Below are 14,540 nucleotides of genomic sequence, written 5' to 3' on the forward strand. Positions count from 1 at the left end.
GCTGCCGGCCGGCTTGGCCGGTGCGACAGGGGCGGGCGCTGGCGCCACCGGTGCCGGGGCGCCGGTGAAGAAGCTGATGATCTTGGCGATCAGGCCTTGCGGTGCGGCAGGCGCGGCCACCGGGGCCGGTTTCGCTTCGACGGGCTTGCGCTCGACCATCGGTGCCGGCTGGTCAGGGGTGATCGTCTTGACGACGGCTTCCTGGCGCGGCTTGGCTTCTTCCTTCTGGCGCTTGCTGTAAGCCATGTCGGTTTCAGCGCTTTCGGCCAGGTTGTAGCTGGCCTGGCTGTCTTCCAGACGCGGATCGTCGTGCTTGATGCGTTCGAGCTTGTAGTGCGGCGTTTCCAGATGCTTGTTCGGGATCAGGATCACGGCGATGCGGTGGCGGTTCTCGATCTTCAGCACTTCGCCGCGCTTTTCGTTGAGCAGGAAGGCGCCCACGTCCACGGGCACTTGCACGTGGATGGTGGCCGAGTTTTCCTTCATCGCCTCTTCCTGGATGATGCGCAGCACCTGCAGGGCGGACGATTCCGTGTCGCGGATGTGGCCGGTGCCGGAGCAGCGCGGGCACGTCACGTGCGAGCCTTCGGACAGCGAAGGGCGCAGGCGCTGGCGCGACAGTTCCATCAGGCCGAAGCGGGAAATCTTGCCCATTTGTACACGCGCACGGTCATGGTGCAGGGCGTCTTTCAGGCGCTGTTCCACTTCGCGCTGGTTTTTCGCCACTTCCATGTCGATGAAGTCGATGACGATCAGGCCGCCCAGGTCGCGCAAGCGCAGCTGGCGGGCCACTTCCTCGGCCGCTTCGCAGTTGGTGTTGAAGGCGGTCGTCTCGATGTCCGAACCGCGCGTGGCGCGCGCCGAGTTGACGTCGACGGAGACCAGCGCTTCGGTGTGGTCGATGACGATGGCGCCGCCCGATGGCAGCGGCACAGTGCGGCTGTATGCCGTTTCAATCTGATGTTCGATCTGGAAACGCGAGAACAGCGGCACGTCGTCGCTGTAGCGTTTTACGCGGTGCACCATGTCGGGCATCACGTGGCTCATGAACTGGTGCGCCTGGTCGTAGATCTCGTCGGTGTCGATCAGGATCTCGCCGATGTCGGGCTGGAAGTAGTCGCGGATGGCGCGGATCACGAGCGACGATTCCTGGTAGATCAGGAACGCGCCGTTGGCCGACTTGCCGGCGCCTTCGATGGCACGCCACAGTTGCATCAGGTAATTCAAGTCCCACTGCAGTTCATCGACGTTGCGGCCGATGCCGGCGGTGCGGGCAATGACGGACATGCCAGCTGGCAAGTCCAGTTTATCCATGGTTTCGCGCAATTCCTGGCGCTCTTCGCCTTCCACGCGGCGCGATACGCCACCGCCACGCGGGTTGTTCGGCATCAATACCAGGTAACGGCCGGCCAGCGAGACGAACGAGGTCAGGGCGGCGCCCTTGTTGCCGCGCTCTTCCTTTTCCACCTGCACCATGATTTCCTGGCCTTCGCGCAGCGCTTCCTTGACGGAGGCGTTACGCACGTCGACGCCTTCGCGGAAATACGTGCGGGCAACTTCCTTGAAGGGCAGGAAGCCGTGGCGGTCTTCGCCATAGCTGACGAAGCACGCTTCGAGCGATGGCTCGATGCGCGTGATCACGCCCTTGTAGATGTTGGATTTGCGCTGTTCGCGCCCGGCTGTCTCGATATCGATGTCGATCAGTTTTTGTCCGTCGACAATCGCTACGCGCAGTTCTTCTTGCTGCGTGGCATTAAACAACATGCGTTTCATTTTTATAACTCCGCGACCCGTAGGCCATCTCAAAGCCGCTTCCGGGGAAGCGGCGAAGTACAGGGATATATGCGAGAACGGGAGTGCTGGCGGGGGAAATGCCCAGGCGTGCGGAGCAACAACGCGTACGAGGTATACGTTACGGCCGCAACAGGCGCGGTGAGGTCGATCGTCATGCCGAGTGCACGGGACACCTGCAACTCATCTGAAACAGCCCGAATGAGAATGAACTGCATCGGGGGCAGAGAATGCAAGTGGTCAGCAAATTCAGAGCCAAATCGTTAGCCGGCTCAGTACAGGGATCGCGATGGCGAGGCTTGGCCTCAGCCTATTCATCGACAACCTTCTGGTGGCCGCATACGGGTTTGGCGAAAACGGCAAGCGTTATCAACTTCATCAACCCGCGAGCCCGACTCGATAAGTCGCGCTAACGGGTACTTATCCTTATAATCCCACACTCACTTCAGCATCTCCACGCGTTATCCGATTACAACTACGGTGCAACCTTGATTCGCGCAGGGATGGTGCATATACATTTTTTTCCACCGAATTTGCAATTTGGCGAGGCCGGTGGAGACGCCCCTGTGTAAAATGTGCTTTTATTCTTACACTCGCAGCAGCCAGGGCCGCAGCAAAAACAATTATATATTCAAAATGAAGGACTTAGAGAGATTTCTGGGAAGACATAGTAAATGAAGAGTCAAAATGATGTTGTTCCCCCTTCAACACCCCCGGTTCAGCCGCAAGCCCAATTCGTCACGATCGCCGAAGAAGAAGCAGGTCAGCGCATCGACAACTACTTATTAAGAGTGTGCAAGGGCGTGCCTAAAAGCCACATCTACCGGATCTTGCGATCGGGAGAGGTGCGGGTGAACAAAGGCCGTATCGATCAGTTGTACCGTCTCGCCGCCGGCGACGTGGTGCGCATTCCACCCGTGCGCGTGGCCGAAAAGGCGCCCACGGGCGCGCCGGCCGCCGAATTTTCGATCATCTTCGAAGATGCGCAGCTGCTCGTCATCGACAAGCCGGCCGGCGTGGCCGTGCATGGCGGCTCGGGCGTCTCGTTCGGCGTGATCGAGCAATTGCGCGCTTCGCGCCCCGACGCCAAGTTCCTGGAACTGGTGCACCGCCTGGACCGCGACACGTCCGGTCTGCTGTTGCTGGCAAAGAAACGTTCCGCCTTGACGAACTTGCACGAACAGATGCGCGACGGCGTCACCGACAAGCGTTATCTGGTGCTGGTGGCCGGCGACTGGAAGAATGCGCGCCAGCATATCAAGTTGCCGCTGCATAAATATACGACGGCCGAAGGCGAGCGCCGGGTGGCCGTGCAGGCCGATGGCCTGGCGTCGCACACGGTGTTTTCACTGTTGCATAAATATCACAACTTCGCCTTGCTGGAAGCGGAATTGAAAACGGGACGCACGCACCAGATCCGCGTGCACCTGTCGTCGTCCGGTTTTCCCATCGCCGGCGACGATAAATATGGCGACTTTGCCCTCAACCGTGCCCTGTTGAAAGCCGACAGCACGCGCGGCGCCCTGAAGCGCATGTTCCTGCACGCGCACCAGATCACGTTTACGCACCCTGAAACGGGCAAGACGATGACCCTGAACGCGCCGCTGGCTGCCGAATGCGAGCGTTTCTTGGTAAGCTTGGGCAAACCATTGGCCGTTGCCGCTCGATAGTGATCAAACGCGTGCGCGCGACACTACCCACAAGGTAGTCAGTCGCCATCATTCATTCTCAAGGAGCCGGCGGCTATGCCGTCGGGAAACATGGCAAGAAAGCAATTTGATCTGATCGTCTTCGATTGGGACGGTACCCTGATAGACAGTACCTCGACCATCGTCAAGTGCATCCAGGCATCGGCCAAAGACCTGGGCTTGCCGATTCCCACCGAGTTGTTGGCCTCGCATGTGATTGGCCTGGGCTTGCAGGAAGCGATGCAGCTGGTGATGCCCGATGTGGAGCCGAAATTCCATGCGCGCATGGCCGAACGCTACCGCTATCACTATCTGTCGCGCGACCATGAGCTGACCCTGTTTCCCGGTGTACACGAGATGCTGCTGGAACTCTCGCAGCAAGCGTACTTTCTCGCCGTCGCCACGGGCAAGAGCCGTGTCGGCTTGAACCGCTCCTTGAATGCCGTGAAGCTGCTGTCCCTGTTCGATGCGACGCGCTGCGCCGATGAAACGTTTTCCAAGCCCCATCCGGCCATGCTGCAGGAACTGACGCGCGAACTGGGGCAGGATATGCGCCGCACCGTGATGATCGGCGACACCAGCCATGATTTGTTGATGGCAAGCAATGCGGGTGCGGCCGGTATTGCCGTAGAGTATGGAGCGCATCCGGTGGCGCAGTTGCAAGCTTGCAACCCGCTGTATTCGGCCGCCACGGTGGCCGACCTGCACCAATGGCTGAGCGAGCACGCATGATGACTGATGTAGCAGAAGTGTTGATTTGTGCGGCCGACGCCGTGGCCGATGGCGGCAAGGGTGTGCGCTTTCCCGTTTCTGCCGGTGGCGAGGCGACCACGGGCTTCGTCGTGCGCCACGGCGGCAAGGCGTATGGCTACCTGAACCGCTGTGCCCACGTACCGATCGAGCTGGACTGGGCCGAAGGCGAGTTTTTCGAGTCCAGCGGCTTGTACCTGATGTGTTCGACGCATGGCGCCATCTATGTGCCGGAGAGCGGCTATTGCGCTGGCGGCCCCTGCAAGGGCGGCCGCTTGCGTCCGATTGCCGTGACCGAGCGCGACGGCCAGCTGTACTGGCAGCCCGACGAGTATGTCCAGCCGCTGCCGGCCTGAAGCAGAGTGCAGGCATTATTGCAATTTAAACAAAGTGAACCATGAGCGATAACACGAATGACAAGCTGGACAGCAGCGCGCCAGCCGCCGGCCACGGTACTCCTGCGGGCAACTGGGAGCGCGACGTGCTGGAAAAGCTGGTATTTGCCACTTTGCAAGAACAGCGCGCGCACCGCCGCTGGAGCATCTTCTTCAAGGTCTTCGGCCTGCTGATCGTGCTGTTTGCGCTGTGGGTGTTTTATGACTACAACACGGCCGACGACAGCGAAACCCTGGGCCGCCACACGGCCCTGATCGATATCAGCGGCGCCATCGAGTCCGAAGGCAGCGGCTCGGCCGCCGTCGTCATCCCCGCGCTGGACAAGGCGTTTTCCGATAGCGGCTCGGTGGCCGTGGTGCTGCATATTAATAGCCCGGGCGGCAGTCCCGTGCAGGCCGGCATGATCGTCGACGAGATGCAGCGCCTGCGCAAAGGCTATCCGGACAAGCCTTTATATGTGGTGGTCGATGAAATGTGCGCCTCGGGCGGCTATTACATCGCCGCCGCCGCCGACCGCATCTACGTCAACAAGGCCAGCGTGGTCGGCTCGATCGGCGTGCTGATGGATGGCTTCGGCTTTACGGGCGTGATGGAAAAGGTCGGCGTCGAGCGGCGTTTGCTGACGGCGGGCGAGAACAAGGGCTTCATGGACCCGTTCAGCCCCCTGAGCGAAAAACACAAGGCGTATGCGCAAGGCATGCTCAATGAAATCCACCAGCAGTTCATCGAGGTGGTGCGGACGGGACGGGGCAAGCGCCTGAAGGAAACGGCCGATACCTTCTCGGGTCTGTACTGGACGGGCGCAAAAGCCGTGGAAATGGGTCTGGCAGACGATTTCGGCACGGTCGACAGCGTGGCGCGTGACGTCGTCAAGGCGGAAGACATCGTCGACTACACGCAACATGAAGGCTTGCCGGAGCGCGTGCTGAAAAAGTTTGGCGCCGCCATGGGCGCGGGCGCCATGAAGGCGGCCGTGCAGCAATCACAACCGGCGTTGCGCTGATGACATCACTCTTGGCTGGCAGGCAAGCCAGTCGAGAATGATTTTCAATTAGGTGGTAAATTGGCTTGAAAATGGGGCTGCTTGGGCTATAGTGAAGGCGTAGTTCTTTTCAAGGAGGGGCGATATATCAACTATGTTGTCAGTACTAACTTGATTGGCAGGTCTTGGAACTACTCGCCGCATCGCAGATGTGGTTTTGAGTGAATTTACATTCCTCACTAAAGTCCCGATGGGGCTTGGGAACGGCGGCGCAATGCTGCCGTTTCCTTTTGTGCGTCGTGCGTGCCGGATAGACCGGTGTTATCGGATGTTGTGTCTGGGCGTGCTGGCAAGGCAGGCATGCGAGGGCAGGGCATGGCGGGTTGGATAGGCCGGTTTCAGGCGGCGCAGCCGTTGCAGTGCGCGGGTACGCTGCTTGCGTGCCGGACCGGCGTCGCGGTGGTGCTGGCGTTGGCGCCGGAACTGATGTCAGGCGGCGTGTTCGCCATGGCGGGCGTCGGCAGGTTCTCGGTTTCCGCATCCGTCTGCGCAAAACCGCCCAGCTCCAGCCAGCACATGAAATGGCATTGGGCCTCGGCATGCCAGCGCGTCTGGCTTGCTGGCGATGGCGTGGCGTCCCCGTCCTGCTGCGCAGGGGTGTTGCTCCAGCGCGCCACGCCGAGTCTGACCTTGTGCATGGCCGCCTGTTCCGTAGCGATGCGCTGGCGCATGTCGGCGATGCTGCCTTCTAAGGCGATGGTATCGGTATGCTTCATACAATGTCCTTGTGAGTCGTTGCCTGGTTATTATTCCTAAAGCGCGTTAGGCGGATTCCTAACGAAGTTTCAGTCTATCAATGCGATATTCCGAGCGCTTGATATTTCTCAAAGGAATTGACCATTTATATCGAAATCTCACCTTGCACTTCAGCTCATCTGTGCCTGCGCAAGGCTGGTGCGACCTCGGCGGCCTGGTATGGGGCCGCTTCACGCTGCCAGCCGCTTCTGGTAAAGTCACGCCCATGAGTAAATTATCCCTAGACCGCATCCTGCAATCGCAGGGTTTTGGCACCCGTAAATATTGCCGTTCCCTTATCGAAGATGGCGATGTCGTCATTGATGGCGTCACCCAGACCAATTACCGCACCACCGTCGAGACCGACGGCCTGGTGCTGCACGTGTTCGAAGAAGAGTGGGTCTACCGCGCGCAGCTCTACCTGGCGCTGAACAAGCCTGCCAACTTCGAATGCTCGCGCAAGCCCAGCCATCATCCTGGCGTGCTGACCCTGCTGCCGGAACAGTTCACCTGGCGCGAAGTCCAGCCCGTCGGCCGGCTCGACCACGATACGACCGGCATGCTGCTGATGTCCGACGATGGCCCATTTATCCATGCACAATCGTCGCCGAAGCGCCACGTTCCCAAGATTTACCAGGCCACTACGCAAGAGCCCGTAACCGATGAACTGGTGGCCCTGCTATTGGCCGGCGTGCAATTGCACGACGAACCGGCGCCGCTGGCGGCCCTCGTCTGCGTCAAGCGGGGCGAGCATCAGCTGGAAATCGTGCTCGAGCAAGGCAAGTACCACCAGGTCAAGCGCATGCTGGCCGCCGCCGGCAACCATTGCAGCGCGCTGCACCGTTCCGCCATCGGCAGCCTGACCCTGGAATCGCTGGGCATCGCCGAAGGCGAGTGGTGCTACCTGACGCCCGAGCAGATCGCGCTGCTGGCGTAAATCCCTCCTGATGGCCCAAGCCGGGAATTCCCCGGCTTTTTGGCGTCTTTGACCTCTAATTGCCTGCATTTGACGAAGCTTCCCGCACATGAAATTAGCTACCCTGAAGGATGGCACGCGCGATGGCCAGCTGGCCGTCGTCTCGCGCGATCTGAAAACGGCCCATCTGGCCGATGGCATCGCCTCGACCCTGCAAAAGGCGCTCGACGACTGGAGTTTCATCGCGCCCCAGCTCGATCTGCTGTACCAGACCATCAATAGCGGCCGCGGCCATCGCGCCTTCGAGTTCGATCCCGCCAACTGCATGGCGCCCTTGCCGCGCAGCAGCTTGCGCGTGGCCGGGGCTTCCTACCTGCAGCAGATCGAGCGGGCCTGCAAGGCGGCCGGAACCGAGGCGCCGGCCAATCTGCGCGACGCTCCCAGGATGTACCAGGGCGCCAGCGACGATTTCCTCGGCGCCCACGACGACATCGCCCTGGCGTACGAGCAGTGGGGTATCGATTACGAAGCGGGCATCGCCGCCATCACGGACGATGTGGCCATGGGTTCGACGCCGGACCAGGCGCACCTGAACATCAAGCTGTTGATGCTGGTCAACGACATCAGCTTGCGCAACCTGGCGCCGGACGAGCAGGCGAGCGGCTACGGCTTCCTGCAGGCGAAACCGGCCATGGCCTGCTCGCCTGTCGCCATCACGCCCGACGAACTGGGCGATGCCTGGCGCGGCGGCAAGGTGCATTACGCGCTGCGTTGCAGCCTGAACGGCAAGTTGACGGGCCAGCCCCACGCGGGTGCCGACATGGCGTTCAATTACCCGCAATTGCTCGCCCATCTGTGCCAGACGCGCAATGCGCGCGCCGGCAGCGTGGTCAGCGCGGGCGGGGTCGCCAACAAGGAAGTCAAGAAGGGTTTTTCCAGTATCGTTGAGCGACGTAACCAGGAGATGGTCGCCGATGGCGTCGCCAGCACGCCGTACTTGCTGTTTGGCGATGTAGTTCGTTTGGAAATGCTGGGTGACGACGGTAAATCCTTGTTCGGTGCGATAGAGCAAGCGGTGAAACAGGCCGAGGCACGAAAAAATCGTTAGGGGCCCGAGAAAATGGGCGCCTGCGGCGCCTTGTTTCATCCCGGCAAAGGAAAAGCAGGGGATTCGCCCTCCTTTTCCCTTGATGGCGTGGTGCTGATTGCGCCGATAATGCGTCATGCCCAGTCCGTATTGCGCCTAGCCAGGCCGCAGGACTTCACCGGAGTTGATTGATGTCGGAAGACAGCGACGCAGAAAAGACCGAAGCCGCGTCACCGAAGCGCCTCGAGCAGGCGCGTGAGGAAGGCGACGTTCCGCGATCGCGTGAAGTGGCCACGTTTACGGTGTTGATGGCGTCCGGCTGCTGCCTGTGGTTTGCCGGCGACGCCATCGTGCGGCGGCTGACGGCTGTCATGGTGTCCGGGCTGACCCTGGACCGGGAGCAAATCCTCAATCCCGACGCGATGATGTTGCGCATCGGCTACGACGTGGGTTCCGTTCTGCTGACCTGCTTGCCGTACGCCGCGGCCATCATGCTCGTCGCCCTGGCGTCGCCCGTGCTGGTGGGCGGCTGGCTGTTCAGTTCCAAGGCATTTACCCCCAATTTTGGCAAGCTCAACCCGATTCGCGGCCTGGGCAATATGTTTTCGAAGAATGCGCTGGTGGAGCTGCTCAAGGCCATCGCCAAGACCCTCGTCGTCGGCGTCGTTGCCTGGATGGTGATGCAGCATCAAAAGGATGCCGTGCTGGGCCTGTCGGTGGAATCCTTGCGTGCCGGTTCGGCCCATCTGATCAGCCTGCTGATCACGGCCTTCCTGCTGATCGTCGGCGCGCTGGGCTTGATCGCCGCCATCGACGGTCCGTACCAGATGTGGCACTACGCCAACAAGATGAAAATGTCCTTGCAGGAAGTCAAGCAAGAGGCCAAGGAGTCGGACGGCAATCCGCAGATCAAGGCGAAGATACGCCAGATGCAGCATGAAATGTCGCGCCGCCGCATGATGGCCGACGTGCCGACGGCCGACGTGGTGGTGACCAATCCTACCCACTACGCGGTGGCCTTGAAGTATGGCGAGAATTCGCGCGGCGCGCCGCAGGTGGTGGCCAAGGGCATCGACGAAGTGGCGGCGAAGATCCGCGAACTGGCGGGCGAACACAAGGTCGCTATCCTGGAAGCGCCAGCGCTGGCGCGCGCGCTGTACAAGCACACGGACATCGGCGACGAGATTCCCGAGGCGCTGTACGGCGCCGTGGCCGAAGTACTGGCCTACGTGTTCCAGCTGCGCAGCTACGGCAACGGCCATGGCGAGCGCCCCGACAAGCCGAAAAAACTCGACGTGCCGCCCGAGCTCGACCCGCTCGACCCCGCATCGCAGACCAAACCCGCAGCAGACGCGGCAGACAAGAATAAAGGAAGCACACCATGAACGGCTTGACCATGCCAGCCTGGCTCAGCGGATTGAAAGGCAACGCCAGCAAGGGCGTCGCCGCGCCGGTCATCATCATCATGCTGCTGGCGATGATGGTGTTGCCGCTGCCTGCCTTCATCCTCGACATTTTCTTCAGCTTTAATATCGCGCTGTCCATCATCGTGCTGCTGACGGCGCTGTACACGGTCAAACCGCTCGACTTCATGGCCTTCCCGACCATTTTGCTCGTGTCGACCATGCTGCGCCTGTCGCTCAACGTGGCGTCCACGCGCGTCGTGCTGACGGAAGGCCATACGGGCGCCGACGCGGCCGGTAAAGTGATCGAAGCGTTCGGTCATTTCCTGATTGGCGGCAACTATACGGTCGGTATCGTGGTCTTCATTATTTTGACGATCATCAACTTTACCGTCGTGACCAAGGGCGCTGGCCGTATCGCCGAGGTGGGCGCCCGCTTCGCGCTGGACGCCATGCCGGGTAAGCAGATGGCCATCGATGCCGACCTGAACGCCGGTCTGATCGGCGAAGACGAAGCGCGCCGCCGCCGCACGGAAGTGGCGCAGGAAGCGGAATTCTACGGCGCCATGGACGGTGCCAGCAAATACGTGCGCGGCGACGCCATCGCCGGCATCATGGTGACCGTCATCAATATCATCGGCGGCCTGCTGGTGGGCTTGCTGCAGCACGACATGGGCTTTGCCGATGCACTGAAGAACTACACCCTGCTGGCCATCGGTGACGGCCTGGTGGCGCAGATTCCTTCGCTGATCATTTCCACGGCGGCCGGTATCGTCGTCTCGCGCGTGGCCAGCGAACAGGACATCGGCACCCAGCTGGTGGGCCAATTGTTTGCAAAACCGCAAGTCTTGTACATTACCGCCGGCATCATCGGCGGCATGGGCCTGATCCCCGGCATGCCGAACATGGTCTTCATCCTGCTGGCCTCGCTGCTGGCCGGTGCCGCGTATTTGATCAGCAAGAAGCGCACGCAGGAAAAAGCGGCGGCCGAAAAGCCGGCCGAAGCGCCGCCAGCCACGGTGGCGCCCGAGCAGGAAGAAGCCAGCTGGCAAGACATCATGCCCGTCGATACCCTGGGCCTGGAAGTGGGCTACCGTTTGATCCCCCTGGTCGACAAGACGCAGGGCGGCGAATTGCTCAAGCGCATCAAGGGCATCCGCAAGAAGTTCGCCCAGGAAGTGGGCTTTCTGGCGCCGCCCGTGCATATCCGCGACAACCTGGAATTGAAGCCGTCCGCCTACCGCATCACGCTCAAGGGTGTGGAAGTGGGCGTGGGCGAAGCGTTTAACGGCCAGTTCCTGGCCATCAATCCCGGCATGGCCAGCGGCACCTTGCCGGGCCTGGCCACGAACGACCCCGCCTTCGGCTTGCCCGCCACCTGGATCGACGCCAGCCTGCGCGACCAGGCGCAATCGATGGGCTACACGGTCGTCGACGCGGGCACCGTGGTGGCCACGCACCTGAACCACCTGATCACCTCGCATGCGTCCGAGCTGTTGGGCCGCGCGGAAGTGCAGTCCTTGCTCGACCACCTGGGCAAGGAGTCGCCGCGCCTGGTCGAAGACCTGGTGCCGAAGATGCTGTCGCTGTCGGCCCTGCAGAAAGTGCTGCAGAACCTGCTGGCCGAGGGCGTGCACATCCGCGACATGCGCACCATCATCGAAACCCTGGCCGAGCACACGGTCCATACGCAAGACCCGAACGACCTGACGGCGCTGGTGCGCGTGGGCCTGGGTCGCGCCATCGTGCAGCAGCTGTTCCCCGGCGCGGCCGAGCTGTCCGTGATGACCCTCGACAGCCGCCTGGAACGCCTGCTGATGCAAGCGATGGGCAATGGCGGCGACGGCGCCGGCATCGAGCCGGGCCTGGCCGACACCATCGCGCACCAGGCGGGCCTGGCCGCGCAGCAGCAGGAAGCGCTGGGCCTGACGCCCGTGCTGCTGGTGCCGGCGCCGCTGCGCGCCTTGCTGTCGCGTTTCCTGCGCCGCGCCTTGCCGCAGCTCAAAGTGCTGTCGCATGCGGAAGTGCCGGAAACCAAGACGATCCGCGTTACCAGCCTGGTGGGCGCGCAGTAGTCGGCATAGTTAATGCCGGGGTCAGACCCTCAACACGGCCAACAGGAAGGTCATCGCCAACGTGCGAGGGAGTCTGACCCCAGCTTCTCAGCCCTTGCTTTTGGTCAAATAAACATCAATTTCCTGCCGGCAAACTGAATAACGGGTACTTTCCCGTCCTGTTCCTTCGATCATTTCCTGCAAGCATCGCTAATAATGGAAACTGTCCGGGTGATCTGTGTCCATGAGGAAGACAGCACCCAAGCAACAGGAGTCGATGATGGTCACACAGTTCAGCCCATATTGCGCCACCCCCGCCTTGGGAGGCCGGTCATGAATGTGAAGAAATTTACGGGCGCCTCGTCGCGCGATGCGCTGCGCAAGGTGCGCGAAGCATTGGGCCCCGATGCCGTGATTCTGTCGAACCGCCAGGCCGATGGCGTGGTGGAAATCCTCGCGCTGGCCAATGACGACGCCGCATCGCTGGCGTCGCCGCCGGCCGCGTCCGAAATGGCCCAGCCCCGTCCCCAGTTGCAGACCCAGTTCGCCACGCCGCAGCGTCCGACCGCCCCGGCCCAGCGCCCGGCCGCGCCGCGTCCCNATCCACGCGCTGGCCAAGGACGACGCCGCATCGCTGGCGTCGCCGCCGGCCGCGTCCGAAATGGCCCAGCCCCGTCCCCAGTTGCAGACCCAGTTCGCCACGCCGCAGCGTCCGACCGCCCCGGCCCAGCGCCCGGCCGCGCCGCGTCCCGCCGCGCCGCGCCAGGCAGCCGGCGAGCCAGTGGACATGGCCCGCATGCAGCAGATGATGGCCAGCGCACTGGCCCACGTCAAGGAAAACGCCGCCGCCGAGATGAGCGGCATGATGAATGAAATCCGCGCCATGCGCGGCATGATGGAAACCCAGCTGGCGGAAATTTCGTGGGGTTCGACGCAGCAGCGCGAGCCGCAAAAAGCCGTCGTGCTGCGCGAAATGCTGGCCGCCGGCTTTTCGGCCAGCCTGGCGCGCTACCTGATCGACAAGCTGCCCGCCGGTCTCGACGGTGCGCAAAGCATGCGCTGGATCAAGACCGTCCTGAGCCGCAACCTGAACACGGTGGCCAACGAAGACGCCATGCTGGAGCAGGGCGGCGTGTTCGCGCTGGTCGGCCCGACCGGCGTCGGCAAGACCACCAGCACGGCCAAGCTGGCCGCCCGCTGCGTGATGCGCCACGGCCCGGAAAAGCTGGCCCTGATCACCACTGACGCCTACCGTATCGGCGCGCACGAACAGCTGCGCATCTACGGCAAGATCCTCGGCGTGATGGTGCATTCGGTGAAGGACGAGGCGGACTTGCGCATCGCCCTGAAGGAACTCAAGAACAAGCACACGGTGCTGATCGATACGGTGGGCGTGAGCCAGCGCGATCAGATGGTGACGGAACAGGTGGCCATGCTGTCGGGCGCCGGCGCCGACGTGAAGCGTTTGCTGTGCCTGAACTCGACGGCGACGCAGGAAACCCTCAACGAAGTGGTGCGCGCGTATCAAGGCAGCGGCCTGGCCGGCTGCATCATGACCAAGCTCGATGAAGCGGCGTCGATCGGCAATGTGCTCGACGTGGTGATCCGCCAGAAGCTGAACCTGTTTTATGTGTCGAACGGCCAGCGCGTGCCGGAAGACCTGTACCTGGCCGACCGCGGCTACCTGATCGATCGCGCCTTCAAGCTCAAGCGCGACTCGGCGGCCACGCAGTTTTCCGACGCCGAACTGCCGCTCTTGATGGCGCAGGCGGCCGCCCGCAACAATGAAGCGCGCGGGGTGCATCTTGGCTAACTTCGATTTCGACCAGGCCGAGGGCTTGCGCCGCATGCTGGCCGGCCCGCAGCCGCGCGTCATGACGTTCCTCTCGGCCACGCCGCAGGACGACAAGGGCGCCATGCTGGTCAACCTGGGCGCGTCGCTCGCCTATGGCGGCAATGACGTGCTGCTGCTTGACGCCAGCGGCGGCAGCGATGGCGTGGCGGCGCGCCTGGGACTGGCGCACGGCGCCAGCCTGCGCGACGTGGCGCGCCAGCAGTGCGGCTTGAATCAGGTCATCCACCAGGTGCCGCAAGGCTTCGGCGTGGCCAGCCTGGGCGCGCGCAACCACCTGATGGACAGCATGGACTATGCGGGCGAGGACGAACTGCGCCGCCTGGGCAAGACTTTCGAGGTGCTGGCGCGCCAGAGCGGCATCGTGCTGGTCGACGGCGTCGTGGCCGACGACGGCGATTGCTTCCCCGTGCCCTTGATGGCCTCGTCGGATATCGTCGTGCAAGTGTCAACCAGCGCCACCTCGATCAAGGCGGCGTACTGCCTGATCAAGCGCCTGAGCCAGGAACTGGGGCGCCGTCCGTTCGGCATTCTCGTCACGGGCGCTTCCGAATCCGAGGCAAAAGTGGTATACGATAATATGGCGCAGGCGGCGAGCCGCTACCTGGCCGTGAAGCTGACCTCGATGGGGTCGGTGCCTGCCGATGAATATCTGCACCGCGCGGCGCGCCTGGGCCGCAGCGTGGTCGATGCGTTTCCGCTGGCCGGTGCCTCGGTGGCGTTTCGCGGACTGGCCGAGCGGCTGGCCCGTTCGGCGGCGCCGGTGCTCGGCGGTACCTTGTACCAGACGGGGAGCCCGCACCAGTTCAGCGCCTGAATCGAAGCG

At 62.4% G+C, this 14,540-nt stretch carries 11 protein-coding genes and 1 pseudogene; 10 read left to right on the plus strand and 2 right to left on the minus strand.

The genetic code is table 11. From position 1 onward, the window contains the following. The coding region (locus CBW66_RS26960) for an Rne/Rng family ribonuclease (RefSeq protein WP_139843071.1) at positions 1-1,773 on the minus strand (1,773 nt) is incomplete at its 3' end. A gap of 692 nt (positions 1,774-2,465) precedes the next feature. On the opposite strand from CBW66_RS26960, the gene CBW66_RS26965 reads away from it, so the two are divergent. From CBW66_RS26965 to CBW66_RS26980, 4 genes are all read left to right on the plus strand, one after another. Continuing rightward, positions 2,466-3,461: an RluA family pseudouridine synthase gene (locus CBW66_RS26965; protein WP_086140831.1), complete on the plus strand. Its 996-nt coding sequence runs from the start codon at positions 2,466-2,468 to the stop codon at positions 3,459-3,461. Positions 3,462-3,551: 90 nt separating this feature from the next. Next, the gene (locus tag CBW66_RS26970) at positions 3,552-4,211 is read left to right on the plus strand and encodes an HAD-IA family hydrolase (protein WP_086140830.1); all 660 of its coding nucleotides are present in this window, start codon (positions 3,552-3,554) and stop codon (positions 4,209-4,211) included. Next, entirely contained in the window at positions 4,208-4,585 is a 378-nt protein-coding gene (locus CBW66_RS26975; protein WP_170933110.1) for a Rieske 2Fe-2S domain-containing protein, read from the plus strand. Before CBW66_RS26970 ends, CBW66_RS26975 begins: the two co-directional genes overlap by 4 nt. 41 nt (positions 4,586-4,626) lie before the next feature. Beyond that, positions 4,627-5,628 (plus strand): S49 family peptidase, encoded by a 1,002-nt coding sequence (locus tag CBW66_RS26980; RefSeq protein ID WP_086140829.1) that lies wholly within the window; start codon positions 4,627-4,629, stop codon positions 5,626-5,628. Between the two features lie 377 nt (positions 5,629-6,005). Here the strand turns inward: CBW66_RS26980 and CBW66_RS26985 are convergent, their stop codons facing one another. After that, positions 6,006-6,383 (minus strand): hypothetical protein, encoded by a 378-nt coding sequence (locus CBW66_RS26985; RefSeq protein ID WP_086140828.1) that lies wholly within the window; start codon positions 6,381-6,383, stop codon positions 6,006-6,008. A gap of 245 nt (positions 6,384-6,628) precedes the next feature. On the opposite strand from CBW66_RS26985, the gene CBW66_RS26990 reads away from it, so the two are divergent. The 6 genes and pseudogenes from CBW66_RS26990 (at position 6,629) to CBW66_RS27015 (ending at position 14,531) form a co-directional block, all read left to right on the plus strand. After that, positions 6,629-7,339 carry a pseudouridine synthase gene (locus CBW66_RS26990; protein WP_086140839.1) on the plus strand — a complete coding sequence of 237 codons (711 nt, stop codon included), beginning with the start codon at positions 6,629-6,631 and terminating at the stop codon, positions 7,337-7,339. An 88-nt stretch (positions 7,340-7,427) separates the two neighbouring features. Continuing rightward, entirely contained in the window at positions 7,428-8,426 is a 999-nt protein-coding gene (locus CBW66_RS26995) for a fumarylacetoacetate hydrolase family protein (RefSeq protein ID WP_086140827.1), read from the plus strand. Between the two features lie 170 nt (positions 8,427-8,596). Further along, complete coding sequence (gene flhB, locus CBW66_RS27000; RefSeq protein ID WP_070220176.1) at positions 8,597-9,790, plus strand: flagellar biosynthesis protein FlhB; 1,194 nt, start codon at positions 8,597-8,599, stop codon at positions 9,788-9,790. Beyond that, positions 9,787-11,883 (plus strand): flagellar biosynthesis protein FlhA, encoded by a 2,097-nt coding sequence (flhA, locus tag CBW66_RS27005; RefSeq protein ID WP_086140826.1) that lies wholly within the window; start codon positions 9,787-9,789, stop codon positions 11,881-11,883. The genes flhB and flhA overlap by 4 nt, the downstream gene beginning before the upstream one ends. A gap of 312 nt (positions 11,884-12,195) precedes the next feature. Then, positions 12,196-13,675: pseudogene (flhF, locus tag CBW66_RS27010) on the plus strand (flagellar biosynthesis protein FlhF). Then, a complete protein-coding gene (locus tag CBW66_RS27015; protein WP_086140909.1) occupies positions 13,668-14,531 on the plus strand; it encodes an antiactivator of flagellar biosynthesis FleN protein in 864 nt (287 codons plus the stop codon). Before flhF ends, CBW66_RS27015 begins: the two are co-directional and overlap by 8 nt. Positions 14,532-14,540: the final 9 nt, after the last annotated feature.

This window comes from Janthinobacterium sp. GW456P (genome assembly GCF_002127655.1).
Lineage (GTDB): Bacteria > Pseudomonadota > Gammaproteobacteria > Burkholderiales > Burkholderiaceae_D > Janthinobacterium.